Origin of the sequence: Streptomyces sp. NPDC059142 (assembly GCF_042755665.1) — a bacterium.
Classification (GTDB): domain Bacteria; phylum Actinomycetota; class Actinomycetes; order Streptomycetales; family Streptomycetaceae; genus Streptomyces.
The window spans coordinates 1-16,355 of the sequence record NZ_JBHZDA010000035.1; the positions used below are offsets into that span (position 1 = coordinate 1).

At 67.9% G+C, this 16,355-nt stretch carries 15 protein-coding genes, 2 tRNA genes and 2 pseudogenes; 9 read left to right on the forward strand and 10 right to left on the reverse strand.

All coding sequences use genetic code 11. From position 1 onward, the window contains the following. The 3 genes and pseudogenes from ACFXPK_RS15395 to ACFXPK_RS15405 form a co-directional block, all read right to left on the reverse strand. Positions 1 to 856 (reverse strand): annotated as a pseudogene (locus ACFXPK_RS15395) (transposase); the annotation flags it as partial. Positions 857 to 1,028: 172 nt separating this feature from the next. Continuing rightward, positions 1,029 to 2,027 (reverse strand): zinc-dependent alcohol dehydrogenase family protein, encoded by a 999-nt coding sequence (locus ACFXPK_RS15400; protein WP_385075491.1) that lies wholly within the window; start codon positions 2,025 to 2,027, stop codon positions 1,029 to 1,031. A 134-nt stretch (positions 2,028 to 2,161) separates the two neighbouring features. Further along, on the reverse strand, positions 2,162 to 2,482 hold the full coding sequence (locus tag ACFXPK_RS15405) for an ArsR/SmtB family transcription factor (RefSeq protein ID WP_385075494.1): 321 nt from the start codon (positions 2,480 to 2,482) through the stop codon (positions 2,162 to 2,164). Positions 2,483 to 2,826: 344 nt separating this feature from the next. Between ACFXPK_RS15405 and ACFXPK_RS15410 the strand changes: the two genes are divergently transcribed. The 5 genes from ACFXPK_RS15410 (at position 2,827) to ACFXPK_RS15430 (ending at position 7,577) form a co-directional block, all read left to right on the forward strand. Continuing rightward, entirely contained in the window at positions 2,827 to 3,132 is a 306-nt protein-coding gene (locus ACFXPK_RS15410) for a helicase associated domain-containing protein (protein WP_385075497.1), read from the forward strand. Between the two features lie 185 nt (positions 3,133 to 3,317). Continuing rightward, a complete protein-coding gene (locus tag ACFXPK_RS15415; protein ID WP_385075500.1) occupies positions 3,318 to 4,352 on the forward strand; it encodes a hypothetical protein in 1,035 nt (344 codons plus the stop codon). Positions 4,353 to 4,597: 245 nt separating this feature from the next. Next, the gene (locus tag ACFXPK_RS15420) at positions 4,598 to 5,473 is read left to right on the forward strand and encodes a hypothetical protein (protein ID WP_385075503.1); all 876 of its coding nucleotides are present in this window, start codon (positions 4,598 to 4,600) and stop codon (positions 5,471 to 5,473) included. 975 nt (positions 5,474 to 6,448) lie between these two features. After that, the gene (locus ACFXPK_RS15425; RefSeq protein ID WP_385075506.1) at positions 6,449 to 6,955 is read left to right on the forward strand and encodes a SigE family RNA polymerase sigma factor; all 507 of its coding nucleotides are present in this window, start codon (positions 6,449 to 6,451) and stop codon (positions 6,953 to 6,955) included. Beyond that, positions 6,945 to 7,577 carry a hypothetical protein gene (locus tag ACFXPK_RS15430; RefSeq protein WP_385075508.1) on the forward strand — a complete coding sequence of 211 codons (633 nt, stop codon included), beginning with the start codon at positions 6,945 to 6,947 and terminating at the stop codon, positions 7,575 to 7,577. The genes ACFXPK_RS15425 and ACFXPK_RS15430 overlap by 11 nt, the downstream gene beginning before the upstream one ends. A gap of 234 nt (positions 7,578 to 7,811) precedes the next feature. Here the strand turns inward: ACFXPK_RS15430 and ACFXPK_RS15435 are convergent, their stop codons facing one another. Genes ACFXPK_RS15435 through ACFXPK_RS15445 form a run of 3 tightly spaced genes read right to left on the reverse strand, consistent with a single transcriptional unit; the run spans position 7,812 to position 10,606 of the window. Further along, on the reverse strand, positions 7,812 to 8,999 hold the full coding sequence (locus tag ACFXPK_RS15435) for an amidohydrolase family protein (RefSeq protein ID WP_385075511.1): 1,188 nt from the start codon (positions 8,997 to 8,999) through the stop codon (positions 7,812 to 7,814). A gap of 23 nt (positions 9,000 to 9,022) precedes the next feature. Then, the gene (locus ACFXPK_RS15440) at positions 9,023 to 10,138 is read right to left on the reverse strand and encodes an MAB_1171c family putative transporter (protein ID WP_385075513.1); all 1,116 of its coding nucleotides are present in this window, start codon (positions 10,136 to 10,138) and stop codon (positions 9,023 to 9,025) included. Between the two features lie 3 nt (positions 10,139 to 10,141). After that, positions 10,142 to 10,606: a hypothetical protein gene (locus ACFXPK_RS15445; protein ID WP_385075515.1), complete on the reverse strand. Its 465-nt coding sequence runs from the start codon at positions 10,604 to 10,606 to the stop codon at positions 10,142 to 10,144. 791 nt (positions 10,607 to 11,397) lie between these two features. Between ACFXPK_RS15445 and ACFXPK_RS15450 the strand changes: the two genes are divergently transcribed. From ACFXPK_RS15450 to ACFXPK_RS15465, 4 genes are all read left to right on the forward strand, one after another. Next, a complete protein-coding gene (locus tag ACFXPK_RS15450; protein ID WP_385075518.1) occupies positions 11,398 to 11,835 on the forward strand; it encodes a pyridoxamine 5'-phosphate oxidase family protein in 438 nt (145 codons plus the stop codon). Between the two features lie 145 nt (positions 11,836 to 11,980). Next, positions 11,981 to 12,790: an alpha/beta fold hydrolase gene (locus ACFXPK_RS15455; protein ID WP_385075520.1), complete on the forward strand. Its 810-nt coding sequence runs from the start codon at positions 11,981 to 11,983 to the stop codon at positions 12,788 to 12,790. Beyond that, on the forward strand, positions 12,790 to 14,055 hold the full coding sequence (locus ACFXPK_RS15460) for a PP2C family protein-serine/threonine phosphatase (protein WP_385075523.1): 1,266 nt from the start codon (positions 12,790 to 12,792) through the stop codon (positions 14,053 to 14,055). The genes ACFXPK_RS15455 and ACFXPK_RS15460 overlap by 1 nt, the downstream gene beginning before the upstream one ends. After that, entirely contained in the window at positions 14,052 to 14,411 is a 360-nt protein-coding gene (locus ACFXPK_RS15465; protein WP_385075526.1) for an STAS domain-containing protein, read from the forward strand. The genes ACFXPK_RS15460 and ACFXPK_RS15465 overlap by 4 nt, the downstream gene beginning before the upstream one ends. Here the strand turns inward: ACFXPK_RS15465 and ACFXPK_RS15470 are convergent. The 4 genes and pseudogenes from ACFXPK_RS15470 to ACFXPK_RS15485 all read right to left on the reverse strand — a co-directional run. Continuing rightward, a pseudogene (locus ACFXPK_RS15470) lies at positions 14,407 to 14,553 on the reverse strand (site-specific integrase); the annotation flags it as partial. The gene ACFXPK_RS15465 and the pseudogene ACFXPK_RS15470 overlap by 5 nt on opposite strands. Before the next feature lie 47 nt (positions 14,554 to 14,600). Further along, positions 14,601 to 14,674: transfer RNA gene (locus tag ACFXPK_RS15475), tRNA-Phe, on the reverse strand. Positions 14,675 to 14,695: 21 nt separating this feature from the next. Continuing rightward, positions 14,696 to 14,770, reverse strand: a tRNA-Asp gene (locus ACFXPK_RS15480). Positions 14,771 to 14,970: 200 nt separating this feature from the next. Then, positions 14,971 to 16,212 carry a tyrosine-type recombinase/integrase gene (locus tag ACFXPK_RS15485; RefSeq protein WP_385075528.1) on the reverse strand — a complete coding sequence of 414 codons (1,242 nt, stop codon included), beginning with the start codon at positions 16,210 to 16,212 and terminating at the stop codon, positions 14,971 to 14,973. Between the last annotated feature and the right edge of the window lie 143 nt (positions 16,213 to 16,355).

Consider the following 16,355-nt stretch of genomic DNA (forward strand, 5'->3'; position numbering starts at 1 on the left):
GAGATCCAGTACGTGACCGGCTCGTTCTCCCCTTCGGGCCATTGGGCGATCAGCCACCGCGGTGCGATGACACCGTCCGGGGCGGGTTTCGGGCGTCGGCCGGTGAGGCGGACACGCAGGAAGACGAAGCGGGCGGACATGGCGGCTTTCGAGCCTTTGCGCCAGGTGACCGTGACTGCCGTGTCGCGTCCTGCGGCCAGGACGTGTTCACGCAGGCTGACCGGGCGGGTGCGGTAGCGGGGCATCGGATGCGGTCCGCGCCCGCTGTAGTGCGGCTGGTGCGGCACGGCCGGCTCGGCGTGGGCGGTCATTTCGCCCTTGGCCTGCAGCGCGTAGGCCAGGCCGCGGTTTTCCAGGCCGCGGCGAAGCCGGCGTTCGCCCCGTAGCCGGCGTCCGCGACCAGCACCGCGGGCCGTAGCCCGGCGGTGGCCAGTTCGTCGAGCATGTCCAGGGCAAGCTGCCACTTCGGCCGGTGATGCTCACCGTCGGGGATCGGGCAACGGGCCCGCCGGCCGGCCGCCTCGGCCCCGTCCCAGCTGCCGGGCAGGAACAGCCGCCAGGACAAGGGGCAGGACGCCGTGTCGGACGCGGCATGGACACTGACCCCGATCTGGCAGTTCCCGACCTTGCCCAGGGTGCCGGAGTACTGCCTGGCCACCTCCGTCTTCGGGTCCCCCTGTTCCACCGTGCCCCTGTCGTCTGCGGCCAGGAGCTCCAGGACGTCGGCGGTCTGCCCGGGGTATTCCTTCCGGCTCCCCGACCTGCCCGGCGGCCTGCGGCCCCTGTGTGGCAGGGACGCCACCGACGACGAGTGAGCGCAAGGGGGCGGCCGCCCCGGGGAAAGACACACCGGCATTCCCCGGGGTCCGGTTTGTTGGCTGGCGCGGCCCGAGCGTTCGTCCAGGTGGGCACCGGATGATCTACCGCCTCGCACACCCACGATCGTGGGTGACACGGGCGGCACGGAACCCCGTCGCGATGCCGTAGTGCGCCCTCGTGGGTGACGGACGTCTGCTCACAACGGATGTTCAGCTGGTGGGGACGGTGACGACGATTTTGCCGACCTGCCCGCCGGCCTCCAGGTATCGATGGGCCTCGGCGATGTCTTCCAGCGCGAACGTCTTGTCGATGGTGGGGGTGAGCTCACCCTTGGCGAGGCCGTCGGCCACGAAGGCGACCGCCTCGGCGCGGCGCTCGTCGTCGGTGGTGATCTCGAAGAGCTCGAAGCCGCGGATGGTGAGGTGCTTGAAGAGGACCTCACCGACGTTGAGCGGCGTGGGGGTTCGGTCGAGTACGCCGTAGAGGACGATGTGCGCTTCGTGGGCGGCGGCGGTGACCAGCTCGGCCAGGGTCGTTCCCCCGACGGGGTCGAAGATGACGCGGGCTCCCTCGCCACCGGTCAGTTCCCGCACACGGGCGGGAATGTCCTCCTCAGCTGTGGCGATGACCTCGTCGGCGCCGGCGTCCAGGAGCTGCTGGCGCTTGGCGTTGGTACGGGTCAGGGCGACGACGCGGGCACCGGCCTTGTGGGCGACCTGGATGGCCGCGAGGCCCACGCTGCTGGAGGCGGCGGAGATCAGGACAGTGTCGCCGGGGCGGACGCCCGCGAGGTCGACGAGGCCGCCGTAGGCGGTGATGAACTGCATCCACACCGAGGCCGCCTCTTCGAAGGACAGGCAGTCGGGGTGGGCGACGACCGCATGGGCGGGGGCGAGGACGGCCTCGCCGTGCACGGGGTAGTCGGTCATGGTGAAGGACGGCACCACGCTGACCGCGTCGCCCACGTTCAGCCCGCTCACCCCCTCTCCGAGGGCCTCGATCACGCCGGCCGCCTCGTAGCCGATGCCGGAGGGAAAGACGGGGTCGATGCCGTACTGGCCCAGGCGGAACATCGACTCCGCCCTGTTCAGACCCAGCGCCCGAGTGCGGATCAGGACCTCGCCCGGTCCCGGCTTGGGGACGGGGACCTCCTCCAGATGCAGGACCTCGGGTCCACCGGTCTCATGGAAACGGACGGCGCGGTTCATGCGTGACTCCTTGGTGCAGGCGATGTGCCGGGGAGGCCGATGTCGGACCGGCCTCCCCGTCCACCTTGCCCCGAGCTTCGATGAGCGTCAAATTTTGACTGGAGTCGAAATGTGAACCGGCCGAGCCATCGCGATCAGGCGGCGCCCGCGCCGGATTCCGTAACGCAGGCCGCGATCACGGCCGGGAGCAAGCCGGGGAACCGCTCCTCCATCTCGCCCGTGCGCAGCGTGTTCATTTTCATTGTCCCCACGTAGTACTGCCGGATCACGCCCGCTTCACGCAGCACATTGAAGTGATGCGTGAGCGTGGACAGCGCGACCGGGGCCTCGAACGTGCCGCAGCTCATGTCCTCGCCCTTACGCACGAGCTGGGCCACCACCATCCTGCGCACCGGGTCCACCAGCGCCTCCAGAACCTGCTGAAGGGACACCAGGGCCAGGTCAGGATGATCCACCGTCCTGGCGGCTGTACGAGGGCGGGCCACGGTCAACTCCTCAAGGCGGCATTGAGACCATCCAAGAGTACGACCATCATCGAAACAGAGCCCCCCACGCGCAGTGTCACACACGCTCACCGTCTGCCACACCACCGGCAAACCGGAAGGACTCGGCCAGGGATCAACGGCGCGCGTCGCCGACCGTCGACGCCGACGGCCACCTGCCCTACATCGCGCCGGGCGTCGTCTGCGACGGAGACGACATCGGCATCTGGCGGTGGCGGCAGCAGGAGCCGGGCACCTGGGCACAGCTCCAGCGCGAACGGCTGACCGCGCTGGACATACGGGGCGCCACCCTGCCCGTGTCGGCCGCCGCCCCCGCGGAGCTCCCTCCGGCGCCGGCCGACGCCACCAAGGGGCGGGGTAAGGCCGGGAGCAAGGCTCAGACGGCGTTCCAACGGGGACTGGCCGCCCTCACACAGTGGGCGGAGCAGGAGAGACAGCGGCCAATCCCGCGCAGCGCGGTCGTGGAGATCACGGTCGACGGCGAGACGGAACCAGTGCCGGTGAAACTCGGCGTATGGCTCTCCAACACCAAGTCGAGACGCGACAAGCTCACCGCGGAACAGCGCGCCGCCCTCGCCAGGCTCGGCATGGACTGGGCGTGACGCCTCGCCTCGCCCGTCGTTGAGCTGGAAGGTCAGCGAAGTGGAGGCTCCGGGATGTCGTGACGCCCGGGGCCTTCGTCTTGCCTTGCGGCACCGGATCGGTGGATTACTTCGCCCCCTGTTACGGGCTGGCCGAATAGGGCTTTTCGGGCATTTAACATAAATGACATTAGTTCGATGAAAGGATGGCGCTGATGCTCGCCGTCGAGGATCTGACGCAGCAGGCCGTGCGCGCCTTCGTCTACGCACTGAACACCCGGGACGGTGAAATCATGCATCACACCGTTCATCGCGGTTTCTCCTTCACCGTGAAGGCGCTCCGGCAAAGCGGCGGCATCAAGCAGCTGATGTCCTCCGAGGCGCTGCTGGCGGTGGCTGCCCAGAGCGACGACGGCCTGACCTTGGCCGGGGCCATGAAGTACGCCCCGTTCGCCCAGGCGCTTCCCGCGCGCTGGGTGTTCACGACCGACGGGGGCGACAGGGTCCTCAGCCTCACCGTCGACGACCAGGCGGAGCTCACCGACGAGCAGCGGGAAAGAGCCAACGGCGCGGTCGAGGAACTCGAGAGGCAGGCCACCGCAGCTGTGTATGCCCGGGTCCGGGACGACGACGGGTGCACCCACCTGCCCGGCACGGCCCGCCGCCGGAAGATCGGCTCGGTCCCCTACCTGCACGCGTGGAAGCCCGGCGCTCTCGGCGCGATCAGCTGGATCAACACCGGCACGAAGCTGGAGAACCCGGAGGTGTACAAGTCCTTCGCCAGTCCGGAGTCCGGCGACTCCGTCCGTAAATCCGCCTCCAGCAGGGTGGACTTCCGGCTGTCCCTGATCCTGGGCTGGGACGGGGACGACTACCAGAAGGCCGTGGTCACGCTCGACGCCACGTCGTACTTCAAGGACGGGACGTCCATTCTCGACTTCGGGACCTGGATCAAGGAGAAGCACCGTCTGGTCGACCGTGCCGTTCCGCGGGTGACCGGGACGCTGACCCTGACCGGTCCCGACGGAGCGGTGATCAGCACCGAGGAGATCACGGCGAAGGGGGTGGAGCCGCCCTACCCGATGTCCTTCACCCGCGAGTACGCCCTTGCCGAGCTGCAGGCCGGCCGCTACACCGTCGCTCTGACCGGCGCGGTCAAGACCGGCGGTTTCCAGTTCAGCGGGGACGACAGCACGGTGGACATGGACGACCGCTCCATCACGTTCGACGTCGGCGCCTGAGCCGGAAGAGCCGAGGAGACGAGAGGGCCGCGAGGTCGCCGGGCTGCCCGCTCCGGCGGGCAGGCAGGTGCGGCGGGAGGCCGCCGAACAGATGTGGGCGCATCCTCATCTGCCGTCGCACGTCAAGCCGTTCGACGGATCCGTCATCCGATCGGTTGAGTACGGCTCGTCACGGCCTCGGCACGCCGTTGATCACCTAGCGTCTGTCTGCCGCGACGACACTGCCGACCCGGGAGGACCGCCCCATGGGCTACCTGCGCACGACCAGCTTCCTGATCTTCCACGACCCGAAGGCTCCCGATACGGAGAAGACGTTCGACGCGGCGGAGGTCGCGAAGATCGAGGCCGAGCACGAGGCCGGCAAGCAGGGCCGCATCGACGCCCTGATCACGAAGGGCCTGAAGACACCGGCCAAGAACTACTCCCTGGCCATCGAGGTCCCCGACGGCGTCCCCACCGGGGACGACACCCCGGCCCCGGCGACCGTCACACGCGAGGGACTGCGGCAGATCGTCCAGCAAGTCCAGGACGACAGCATCATCGACGAGGACGCGTTCAAGAAATACCTGCGCGAGACCTTCCGCGCCGGAAACGAGAAGAACCTGCGCGACTTCGCCTGGGAGGTCTACGGCATCGTGACCTCCAGGGCCACCCTCCCCGACACCAGGTACCGCCCGGCCCGCGACGCCTTCAACACCGTGCGGTTCAAGGACGGTGCCCGCTTCGGCGTCAACGAAGTCGCACCCCAGGTCTTCTGGGACAACAAGAAGACGATGTTCGACAACCGCGACTACAGCGCCACCGCCCGGGCCCAGCGGCAGCTGCTGTGGGTGAAGGTCGCCGACGGCGGCTGGGAGGAGGACGGCAACTGGGGCGGCTACCTCCAGATCACCTCCGGCGGCCACCTCAAGGGCCTGTGGATCGACTCCATCGAGGGCTGGGTGACCTCCCAGGGAAGCAAGGTCGACGGCACCACGTTCTACGACATGGGCCCCTACTACGAGATCTGGCAGGGTACCCGGGAGAACGGCAGGCCTCTGATCGTCGAGAACGACCGGCTCCGGTTCACCAAGGGCGCCACCCCCGGCAGGTTCCAGATCGAGGACGCCACCTGGCGCTGACCAGCCCGCAGAACCGAACGCCCCGTCCAGAGGCGACCCGGACGGAGCGAGAGAGCGGAACAGGCCCCTGGCGGGGGTCACCCTCAGCGTCCCAACGGAGGGTCACCGGCGGGGGATCTTCCGGCGGAGACGGACGAACAGCCGCCAGCCTGACGTCGCCGTCGTCCCGGCCGTCGTCCTCCTCCAGAGACCTCGCTCGTCGTCGGCACTGGGCATGGAGTGTGCAGACGCGGCTCCGGCCACCGAGGCCGCCCGCAGCCCGCGCCGTCTGCGGAGCCACGTATCGCGGAGCGGGCCAGCCCTCGCAGGTCAGTTCCTGCCGACAGGGCGAGCGTCCAGCGCCCTGCGCAAGCGCTCTGCGGCGACCGTTCAGTGAATCAACCCCGACCCTCGACGGAGTTGTCGGCGCCCGCGGGCGGGGGAACGGGTGCGTCGGCGGGCGGGGCGGTCGGGGAAACCGTTGCGCCGACGGGGGCGGTGGGGGGAACGGGTGCGTCGGCGGGCGGGGCAGTCGGGGAAGCCGCTGCGTCGACGGAGTTGTCGGCGCCCGCGGGCGGGGGAACGGGGGCGCCGGCGGGCGGGGCGGTCGGGGAAACCGTTACGCCGACGGGGGTGGCGGGGGGAACGGGTGCGTCGACCACGGACGCCGGGGCCGGCGAGTCCGATGCGTTGGCCTGGGCGCTCGCTCCCAGTGCGAGGCTGCCGAGCGCGAATGCACCGATGGCGACGGTCTTGATCTTGGTCACTGCTTCGCTGTTCTTACGGGGGGCAGCGTGGCGCACGGTATTTCCTTCGCTGTCGATCTGCTGTGGACAACGTGAATACGCACCGCGCGAGCTCCTGCGCGACAGCGGTTGTTTGTGATCCACCTCACAGGTGATCGGTGTAGCGAGGGTGGCCTTGAGGTGCGTACTCCCCGGGGGCAATCCCACCGCCGTTCCTCGAACGGATGTGAGTGGCAGAGAAAGAGTGGCGATGAGTGCGACGGAAGAGGAGTTCGATGACTTCTACGCGTTGGCCTACCCCAGGCTCGTCCGGCAGATACACGCGATGACCGGAGACCTTTCCGAGGCACAGGATGTCGCCCAGGAGGCATTCATCAAAGCCTGGGACCGGCATGAACAGTTCATGAACGCCACTTCTCAGGAAGCCTGGATCCGCACCACGGCCTGGCGGCTCGCCGTATCGCGCTTCCGGCGTATGCGGCGCGGACTGCAGCTGGTGCAGCGCCATCACCAACAACGCCATGTAGAAGGACCTGGTCCGGAACACGTGGCTCTCGTCGCCGCGCTGCGCACGCTGCCGACGAGACAGCGCAGCGTGATCGTCCTGCATCACCTGTGTGATCTGAGCGTCGAACAGATAAGTGCCGAAATGGGCTGGCCAGCCGGCAGCGTCAGGACCTGGCTGGTTCGCGGCAGGCAGTCGCTCGCCCGTCAGCTGATGCCCCCACAGGACAAGGAGGTCGGCCATGCCGGATGAGCGGGAAATCCACGTCTGGCTCACCGAGAGCGCGGCACGGTTCAACACACTGCCGACCGGCGCAACACCACCGGCGTCGGAGATACGCAGACTGGGCAGCCGACGGCGGAAGCGACGGGCATTTTCCCTCGCTGCGGGCATCGCCGTCGCGGCGTTCGGTGCGACCTCCTACATGATCTCCCTGAGCGCGCAACAGACGGCGGCGAACCCTGCGGCTCCCGCCACGAGTGCCGCTCAGCGAGAGAAGGCCCGCGAGACCGTGCAGGCCTACTACACCGCCCTGCCGGATGCTCTGGCCTCACCGGACAAGGACAAGGCGCTGACCGAACTGATGTCAACGTACGTCAGCCCTTCCGCGCTGAGTAGTAACGCCTCCGCCGGACAGGACGGTAGTGCCCATCCGGCGGCCGTCTGTGAAGCGGTGACGGCACGCACCATCTTCTCCGTCGGCGACCCACGCGGCGTCGGCACGCACACCGTGCGCATCGAGGTGACCAGCAGCAGCGGAGCCGGCCCGATCGGCGTGACCTTCGACCTGCGCACCAAGCGCATATCGGAATGGACATGCTCCCTGGAATCCGCTGACACACCGCGGACCACGATCAGTCCGAGCAGCCCGTGACAGCCGGAGCTGTGGCTTCAGGGAGCTGCCTTCTCCTTGCAGGAGGCGCGTGTTCACCGGTGGTTGCGGAAGAGATCGGTGAGGCCGTGTGCGAGGAGATTCGGTTCTTCGTGGCCCTCCCACCTGCCGCGAACCACTGGTCAGCCCCCAGCCACCCCAAAGACTGTTGCAGTACTAGTGCCCTGCTTTCCCGTGCCCAGAGGGGGCGGGAAAGCAGGGCGCCAGGTTCAATCCCTACTGGTCCGCGCGGGTCGGCTCGTGGCGCAGCCCCGAGGCGAACACGGCCCGCACCCCGCTCAGCGCGGAGAGATCCGCGAGCGGGTCACCGTCGACCAGGAGGAGATCCGCGCGGAAGCCGGGAGCGACCTTGCCTGTGACGTCCCCCAGGCCCAGGGCATCGGCCGCCTGTGACGTCGCCATGTCGATGATCGAGGCGTTCGACAAGCCCAGGTGCGAGTAGAACCCAAGTGCCGTAACCAACCCGTCGAAGCCGGCCCGCTGAACGCCAGCGTCGGTTCCGGCGATCAAACGGACGCCGGAGTCGGCCATCTGCCGCACCAGATCGAACATGGCGGCGGCGCGCTCCTCACCGAAGAATCGCGGGAGCATCTGCCAGTGCGGGCTCACGGCCGGGCACACGGTGATGTTCTTCGCGATGATCTGCTGGACCACGTCGGGCCGGAAGTCGAGGCCGTCGCTCGACATCCAGGTGCAATGCTCGATGGTGTCGACGCCCGCCTCAACGGCGGCGGCGATGCCGTCGGCGCCGTGTGCATGTGCCGCGACGGGCACGCCTGCGATGTGGGCTTCCTCCACCAGGGCGGCAAGTTCTTCTGCCGAGAACTGGCTCTGGTGGCTCTTGGGGCCGTCCTTCGTCAGGCCCCCGCCGGTGACCATCGCCTTGATGACTCCGGCCCCGGCCGCGAGGTTGCGCCGTACGAGGTCGCGGATCTCGACTTTCCCGGAGACCTCACCCCCCAGGAAGTGGCAGTGGCCACCGAGGGTGGTGGCCGGGGTTCCCGCAGACACGATCCGTGGTCCGGCCGTGCGACGGTCGTTGATCTCGGACGCCAAGCGAAGGGCGAGCCCGCCCCGGTCCCCGAGGTCTCGGGCCGTGGTAACGCCGCTGCGAAGAAGCTGTTCGGCACGGCGACGCATGTCCTCGAAGAGGACATCGTCCGTGGAGCCCTGGAGCGTCGCGACGGGGTCGGCCCCGCCGTCGAAGGCCAAGTGCACGTGGGCATCGATGAGGCCGGGCAGAACGGTTCCGCCGAACTCGAATCGGGGTACGTCGGCCCCGGCCCGTTCCTCGATCTCCTTGCGCGGACCGACGGCGACGATCGACTCGCCCTCAATGAGGATGGCGCCGTCTTCCAGGTACGTCCCCGAGCCGACGAGTACTCGTCCACCGGTAATCAGCATCGTGACTCCTTGATCGTGCGAGGTCATGCGGCTGCGCGCAGTTCGTCGGATACCGCAATCAGTTGTTTCACATCGGACTCGCGGTCGCTGCCCAGCGCCATCGCGAGCGGAACCGCGCGGCGGGGTGCGGGGACGCCCTTCTCGATCCGGGCGGAGGCCCGGCGCAGCCGAGCGGCAAGCTCAGCAGAGTCAATGTTGAGGACCGTGCCGTCGTCGCCCCCATCCAGAAGGAACGGGCTGATGTCCACCAAGCCGTCGCGGCACTCCACAATGCGACGGTGGTAGCGCCGGTGCACGCCGCGGGCCCGCCACCGATCCAGGGCCGCCGTAGAAGCTGGCCGCAACACGTTGTCCGGGTACGTCTCCGTCAGTAGTTCCCACAACGGCGCGAGGCGACGGTGATCGCGCCAGTGCTGGAGCCAGAGGCGAAGAGACGAGATTCGGGCTCGGGCTCCGGAGTACGTAATGCCCGCCGCGAAGAGCATGACGGACGTCACCAGGAGGAAAGCGACAGCCGCCATCAGCGGGTCGGACACCTCTACGTCGGCCGCGCGAATGGCGACAATGACTGCGCGGATCGCGCAGGCCACCGCCATCGCCCCCAGACCCACGGCGGCCATCCATAGCCCGGTGGAGTGCGGGCGCCGGGACAAGCGCGCATATCGGCGAGTCCACCGGCACGCCATGCCGAGCGCGTACATGAGGTAGAGGCCCGCGCCGCCGTAGAAGAACGTGATTTGCGGCGTTGTCATGTCGGCTGTGCTGAACGATCCGGCGAACTCGGTGTGCGGCACCGATTCGGCAGCCACGGTGATCGCCACCGCGACGATCGCGACAAGGACGCCTTCCTTACGGGCCCGACGTCGGCCCGCTTCCTCATTGGCGGCGGAGTACAGGTAGAAGCACATCAGGAAGTACACCGCGAGAAGCAGCAACACGTTCTGGACGAGCTTCGCCGTGCCGTGCCCCGCCACGGTGTCGACGCCGGAGGCCCCACCGGGCATCGCTACGGGGTAGGAGATCATGGCGCAGAGCAGGCACAGGGTGACGGAGCGAAGAGGCGCGTCATGCGGGTTTCGCTTCCACTGATAGAGCTTCCAGACCAGTGCGGCCACGAGCCCTAGGAGCAGGAGTTCCACGAGCTACAGCCATCCTCGCCGGTCGCCGAGAGCTGCCTCGACCCGCCGCAGAGCGGGGTCGTCAGCCGGAGGAGTGGAGTCTGCGAGCAGGGCTGACCACTCCAGGATGATGGTGGCCACGAGTTCGACGGAGCACTCCTCGCCGTCGTCGTACGAGCAACGCTGGGCAACACGCTTGACAGCCTCCGTGCCGAAGACCGGCAGCATGGCGGCCCACCCCTCCACGTCGACGGCCACTGCGTCTCCACCAGCGGATGTATCCGACGCGTCCGTCCCCACCTCGCGGGTGTAGTCCTCCGTGGCCTTCTCGTTCTCCGCCACGAGTATGTGCCCGACCTCGTGCAGGATGATCCCATCCTGGTGCAGATCGGTCGTCTCCTGCTGGTAGAGGATCACGTCGTAGGTGTCGTACTCCGCCCACATACCGGAGGGGCCAGGCTTGGGCAGCGGAGCTGCGCGCAGGTACAAGGGGCGCCCGCGCCGCCGGCTCAGCCTCTCGCAAAGGTCGTGAACATCCAGCGGGGGAGTAATCCCGAGGTCTTGTAGCTCTCGGCGAATCAGGCGATGCAGGTCCTTCTCCACCGTGCGGGCCGCGGTTGGGCGCCAGCGCCCGAGGCGTTGGCGGCTGACTCCTCCTTGGGCGGGAATCTCGGATTCCGCCGCGTCTCGACCACTCTTATCCGACCACACTGAGTAACCCCTCCAACCGACAGGTGATGGCTCCCCCGAGCCGGACGACACCGCGCCCAAGTCGATGACGTCCAGTTCCCGGCGCCGGAACAACCGCAGCCGTGAGCCTGCACCCACCCCACTACCTCATAGAGCGACGGGACACAGGTGGGCATTCAGGGCTACCTGCCTAGGAGGAGATCGCGTACGCGAACGCACGCTGAGTCTCCAAGCGAGACCGCCCCGTGAAGCGTCCGGGAACCTCTTCGGACAGTACGTGACGCTTCCGACAAGACGTGGCCTGAAAGGCATGATCGATTGATGTGGACCGCAGGTAACCGCGAGTGTCGAAAGTTACCGAAAACGACCATGTTTAAGGTTGCATGACGCTTTGAGCTGCGAATTTCTGTCCGGCGTGAACGGATCAATCCCTGTCGGGCGATGATTGACTCCGTTATGAATCCGAGACTATTGGCGAAGGGATCTCCTTCGTAAAGGGGTGCGAATTGGACAAAAGGGCAGTTTGGGTCGACCGTGGTGGCGGTCACTTTGGGGCAGTTCGGGCAACCGGTGCGTTTACGCTTTCAGCCATGTCGAACGCAATATCCGCCCAGTCGAACAACTACCTGGAGTTCTGGAGTGAGTACCATCTGTGCACGTTGACTACATTGCGCCCTGACGGTCGGCCTCATGTCGTGCCCGTCGGCGTGACCATAGATGCCCCCGCCGGGGTGGCCAGAGTTATTACCCGCAAATCGAGTCGCAAAGTAGCCAACGTCCTTGCGTGGGGCGGCGAGGCTCGTGTGGCTGTGTGTCAGGTTGACGGTGGCCGCTGGGCCACGCTCGAAGGCGTGGCGGAGGTGTGTACCGATGAGGCGACCGTGCGAGATGCCGTTGCTCGTTACGGAGAGCGATACGGGCGCACGCCGACCCCTGACCCCGAGCGAGTAGTCATCAAGATCTCGATTGAACGGAGCACGGGTCAGGCCTTCTCTGTGCGACCTCGTTCGTCCGTTGCAGCCGCTTGAGTCGTTGCCGACTGCACCTCGACGGCGTCGCCGGTGACGGGGCTCGCGTGGCGTTGCCGAGGGGGGAGGGGTGCGTGGTCAGCCTTATGCGCGCGCCTGTTCCGCAGAGGGATAGGGCGGGAAGGGGTCTGCGAGGATGGCGGGCATGGATGTGCGGAGCAGGAACCGTGTGAGGGTGACCGGGCGGGCCGGTGGACCGGTGGTTGTGCTGGCGCACGGGTTCGGCTGTGATCAGAACATGTGGCGTCTGGTGGTGCCGATTCTGGAGCGTGACTTCACCGTCGTCGTCTTCGACCATGTGGGCGCGGGCAGCTCGCAGCTGTCGGCCTGGAGCCGCGCGCGGTATTCCTCGCTGGACGGGTACGTGAGCGACGTGCTGGAGGTCTGCCGGGACCTCGATCTGGGCCCGGTCACGTTCGTGGGACATTCGGTGAGCGCGATGATGGGTGTGCTGGCAGCCGTCCGTGAGCCCGAGGCGTTCGCCGGCCTGGTCCTGCTCGCCCCCTCGCCCTGCTTCGTCGACGACCCGGCTGCCGGCTACCGGGGCGGGTTCAGCGCCGCCGACATCGATGAGCTGCTGGAATCCCTGGACGCGAACTACCTGGGCTGGTCCGGGGCCATGGCCCCGGTGATCATGGGCAACCCTGAGCGGCCGGAGCTGGGTGCGGAGCTGACGAACAGCTTCTGCCGTACGGACCCGGAGATCGCGCGGGTCTTCGCCCGGGTGACGTTCCTGTCCGACAACCGCGCCGACCTCGCCGGCGTGCGGGTGCCGACCCTGGTCGCCCAGTGCTCCCATGACGCCATCGCCCCGCCGGAGGTGGGCGCGTTCGTCCACGCACAGATCCCGGGCAGCCGGCTGGTCACGCTGACCGCGACCGGACACTGTCCCCAGCTCGCCGCGCCGGAGGAGACCGCCGCGGCGATCGCCGCGTTCACAGGGACCACCCGGTGATGTCCATGGCCGACGACACCGAGGACAGCAAGGACCCCCTCCAGAGGCCTGCGGACCAGGACGCCCGGTTCTCCGAGCTGTTGGAGGACAGCGCGGAGGACCTCTACGAACACGCTCCCTGCGGCTACCTGTCCACGCTGCTGGACGGCCGGATCGCGAAGATCAACACCACGCTGCTGGACTGGCTCGGCTACGAGCGCGGCGACCTGGTGGGCCGCAGGTCCTTTTCCGAGCTGCTGACGGTGGGCGGCCGGCTGTACCACGAGACGCACTTCGCGCCGCTGCTGCGAATGCAGGGCGAGATCAGCGGCATCGCCCTGGAGCTGAAGGCCTCGGACGGCTCCCGCCTGCCCGTCGTAGTCACCTCGACCGTCAAGACCGGCAGCGACGGCGAAGCGCTGCTGATCCGCACCACGATCTTCGACGCCCGTGAGCGCCGCGCCTACGAGATGGAACTGCTGCGCGCCCGCCAGGAAGCCGACCTGGAACGCAACCGCCTCAAGCTCCTCAACACCACCCTCCAGAAGACCCTGCTGCCGCCGGTGATGGAGAACGTGCCGGGCCTGGACGTCGCCGCGCACTACCACATCGCCTCCACAGACGAGGTCGGAGGCGACTTCTACGACCTCTTCCCCCTCGCCGCGGGAACCTGGGGCATGTTCCTCGGCGACGTCTGCGGCAAGGGAGCTGCCGCTGCGGCCGTGACCTCCCTGGCCCGCTACACCCTGCGCGCCGCCGCCGTCTACAACCCCGACCCGGCGGCCGTCCTCGGCAACCTCAACACCGTCCTGAACCACGAGTACAACGGCACCGACCCGCGCTTCTGCACCGTCGTCTTCGGCCTGCTCACCCCCGACCCCGAATGGGGCGGCTTCCGCATCACCCTGGCCAGCGGCGGCCACCCCCCGGCCCTGCTGATGCGCGCCGACGGCACCGCCGACTTCCTGCCCACCCCAGGAGGGCAGCTCATCGGTGTCCTGCCCGACGCCCATATCTCCACCGCCACCGTCCGCCTCGCCCCCGGCGACACCCTGCTCCTGCACACCGACGGCCTCACCGAAGCCCACACCGCTGCCGGCGGCCCCGACGGCCGCTACGGCGACGACGCCCTCCTCGACTTCGGCCGCGCCCTCACCCCCACCACCGCATCCGGTGCCATCGTCGCCGTCCGTGATTTGCTCGACACCTTCGGCACCGGAGTGGACGACGACACCGCCGTTCTGGCCATCCATGTGCCCCGAACCCTCAGTGAAGAGCAGCAGTGACCAAGCACCTGACCCTCCACACCCGCGCCACCACCGCCGGGCCGGTCATCGAACTCGCCGGAGACCTCGACCACCACACAGCACCTGAAGTCCGCGACGCCCTCCCCCAACTCGGCCTGCGCCCCGGCCAGCAGCTCGTCCTCGACCTTGCCGCGATCACCTTCTGTGACTCCAGCGGCATTGGTGCCCTGATCGCCGCCCGCAACCAAGCCCTGGCCGCTGACGCGTCCATCGCACTGGCCGCAGTCCCCGAACGCGTCGGCCGGATCTTCCGGATCGTCGGCCTGGACCAGGTCTTCCCCACCCACCCCACCGCCCAGGCCGCCGAAGACGCCTGGCAGCCCACCCCGCACTGACCTGCGCGCCCCGGCCTGGCTTGCGGTGGGTGACGAATACCGGGTCGCGGGTGCGGCCCTTGACCAGGCGGGGCAGCAGGCGGGCGGTGCCGGCGTCCCAGTACACCCCGAGGGCCGCGGAGCCGCGCCGATCTGAGCGCGACGAGAGAATGCAAAAAGGCCCCAATCAGAAGATTGGGGCCTTGGCTGTGGCTGGGGCCGGGATCGAACCGGCGACCTATCGCTTTTCAGGCGATCGCTCGTACCAACTGAGCTACCCAGCCACGCAGCCTCACGGCTGCAAGCGGTCCTGACGGGATTTGAACCCGCGGCCTCCACCTTGACAGGGTGGCGAGCACTCCAAACTGCTCCACAGGACCTTGCGTACCCCACAACCGCGTGTAGCTGCGGAATATTGGGGGATCGGCCTTGGCTCTGGCGCCTCAACCGGAGGCTGACTATACCCGACGCAGACCGGCGGGCTGAAATGAGCACTTTGCATGCTTGCTGATGCCGCTCTGCTCGCCGTCGCTCCCTCCTCGCACCTCCTGCGAGGGGTGCGGGGAGGGAGCCACGTCCGTCAAGCAGCCAGGGCAGGCGCGCGCAGAGGCGCATTCGGGTTCATGGCCCAGTCGACAGCGGCAACGACTTCGTCGTCCAAGGCGTCGAGCAGGTGGCCGTAGCGATCAACGGTCGTGGTGATGGACTCATGTCCGAGGCGGCCCTGAATGGCCGGCAGGGGAACCTTCGCGGCGATGAGCCAGGAAGCGTGCGAGTGCCGAAGGTCATGTACGCGCGGGGCCTTGGTGAGCCCTTCGGTGCGGGCGCCTTCAATCGCCGGATGCCAGCGCAGGCTACGGAAGGTCCAGGTGTCCCAGCGCCCGCCCTTGGGCCCCTGGAAGAGGAGATCGTCGGGGGTGATCCCCTTAGCTCGCCTGCGGAGCATCTGGTCCAGGTTGCTGGTGATCACGAGCGTCCGGCGGGCCTTCACGGTCTTCGGGGCGCCGAGGTAGGCGGCGCCATCCTCGTCCCGCTTCCAGGCGCGCTGAATGCGGATAGCCGGCCTGCCGTTGCGGCGTACGAGGTCGCGAGGTTGGAGCGCCGTGATCTCGCCCCAGCGAGCGCCGGTCTCCGCAAGCGTGTCGGCAAGTTCGCGTGCGTCTTGGTCAACCAGGTGAGTGCGAAGTAGAGCCCACTCGTCGCGTTCGAGGAAGACCATCTCATCTTCGACACCGTCATCCTTACGGGGGAGCCGGGTGCCTGCGCACGGGTTCTTCGTCCGCAGGGGCGGGTTCCGCTCCACCGCGCTTTGGCAGATGCCGGAGAGCAACCCGTGGACGTTGCGGATGGTCTTGGGGCTGAGCTTGCGGCGCCTGGAGCCTTCAGCGTCGTGCGGTGCTGGCCGCCCCGCCTCCAAGTCGTTGACCCAAGTGCGTATGAGGTCCGAGGTGAGCCCGCCCTCCCCTTCGCGCATCGAGTAGTTGCGGAACCACGGGGAGAGCTTCTGGTGTACCAGCTTGCGGTACTCGGCCTTGGTGTCGCCCTGAACACCCGTGAGCTGATCGACGTAGTGGAGCGCGAAGGGCTCGAAGAGCTCATCGGGTTCGCGTACGTCCTTGACGAAGCCGTGCCCGCGCACCCACCCTGGCGGCCACCGCTGGCCGTGGCCGTTCACTAGGTCTCGGAAGCGCTCGGCGGCCTTCTCGTCATCGAAGACCTCCGACTCCTGCTTCCTCTTCCCGTCCTGGTCCTCGGGGCCACGCCACATCACCGTGTGGCTGAACGTGCCGTCGCTCTTTGCGCGCTGCTTGATGTACGCCATGCAGCGCACCGTAAATCAGATCCGTGCTGACACGGTGCTGACGTTATGGACACAAAGAGTCCCCCAGGCCCCCGGGTGGCCTGGCCCCGGGGGCGCGGAGTCATTGGCCCCCACCGGGGTAGACACCGGGCGAACCCCCGGGA

Coding starts and splice junctions, on each gene's coding strand:
- ACFXPK_RS15460 (WP_385075523.1), top strand. CDS start 12,790: ATGTCCATGGCCGACGACACCGAGGACAGCAAGGACCCCCTCCAGAGG.
- ACFXPK_RS15420 (WP_385075503.1), top strand. CDS start 4,598: ATGGGCTACCTGCGCACGACCAGCTTCCTGATCTTCCACGACCCGAAG.
- ACFXPK_RS15425 (WP_385075506.1), top strand. CDS start 6,449: ATGAGTGCGACGGAAGAGGAGTTCGATGACTTCTACGCGTTGGCCTAC.
- ACFXPK_RS15400 (WP_385075491.1), bottom strand. CDS start 2,027: ATGAACCGCGCCGTCCGTTTCCATGAGACCGGTGGACCCGAGGTCCTG.
- ACFXPK_RS15450 (WP_385075518.1), top strand. CDS start 11,398: ATGTCGAACGCAATATCCGCCCAGTCGAACAACTACCTGGAGTTCTGG.
- ACFXPK_RS15435 (WP_385075511.1), bottom strand. CDS start 8,999: ATGCTGATTACCGGTGGACGAGTACTCGTCGGCTCGGGGACGTACCTG.
- ACFXPK_RS15430 (WP_385075508.1), top strand. CDS start 6,945: ATGCCGGATGAGCGGGAAATCCACGTCTGGCTCACCGAGAGCGCGGCA.
- ACFXPK_RS15485 (WP_385075528.1), bottom strand. CDS start 16,212: ATGGCGTACATCAAGCAGCGCGCAAAGAGCGACGGCACGTTCAGCCAC.
- ACFXPK_RS15415 (WP_385075500.1), top strand. CDS start 3,318: ATGGCGCTGATGCTCGCCGTCGAGGATCTGACGCAGCAGGCCGTGCGC.
- ACFXPK_RS15455 (WP_385075520.1), top strand. CDS start 11,981: ATGGATGTGCGGAGCAGGAACCGTGTGAGGGTGACCGGGCGGGCCGGT.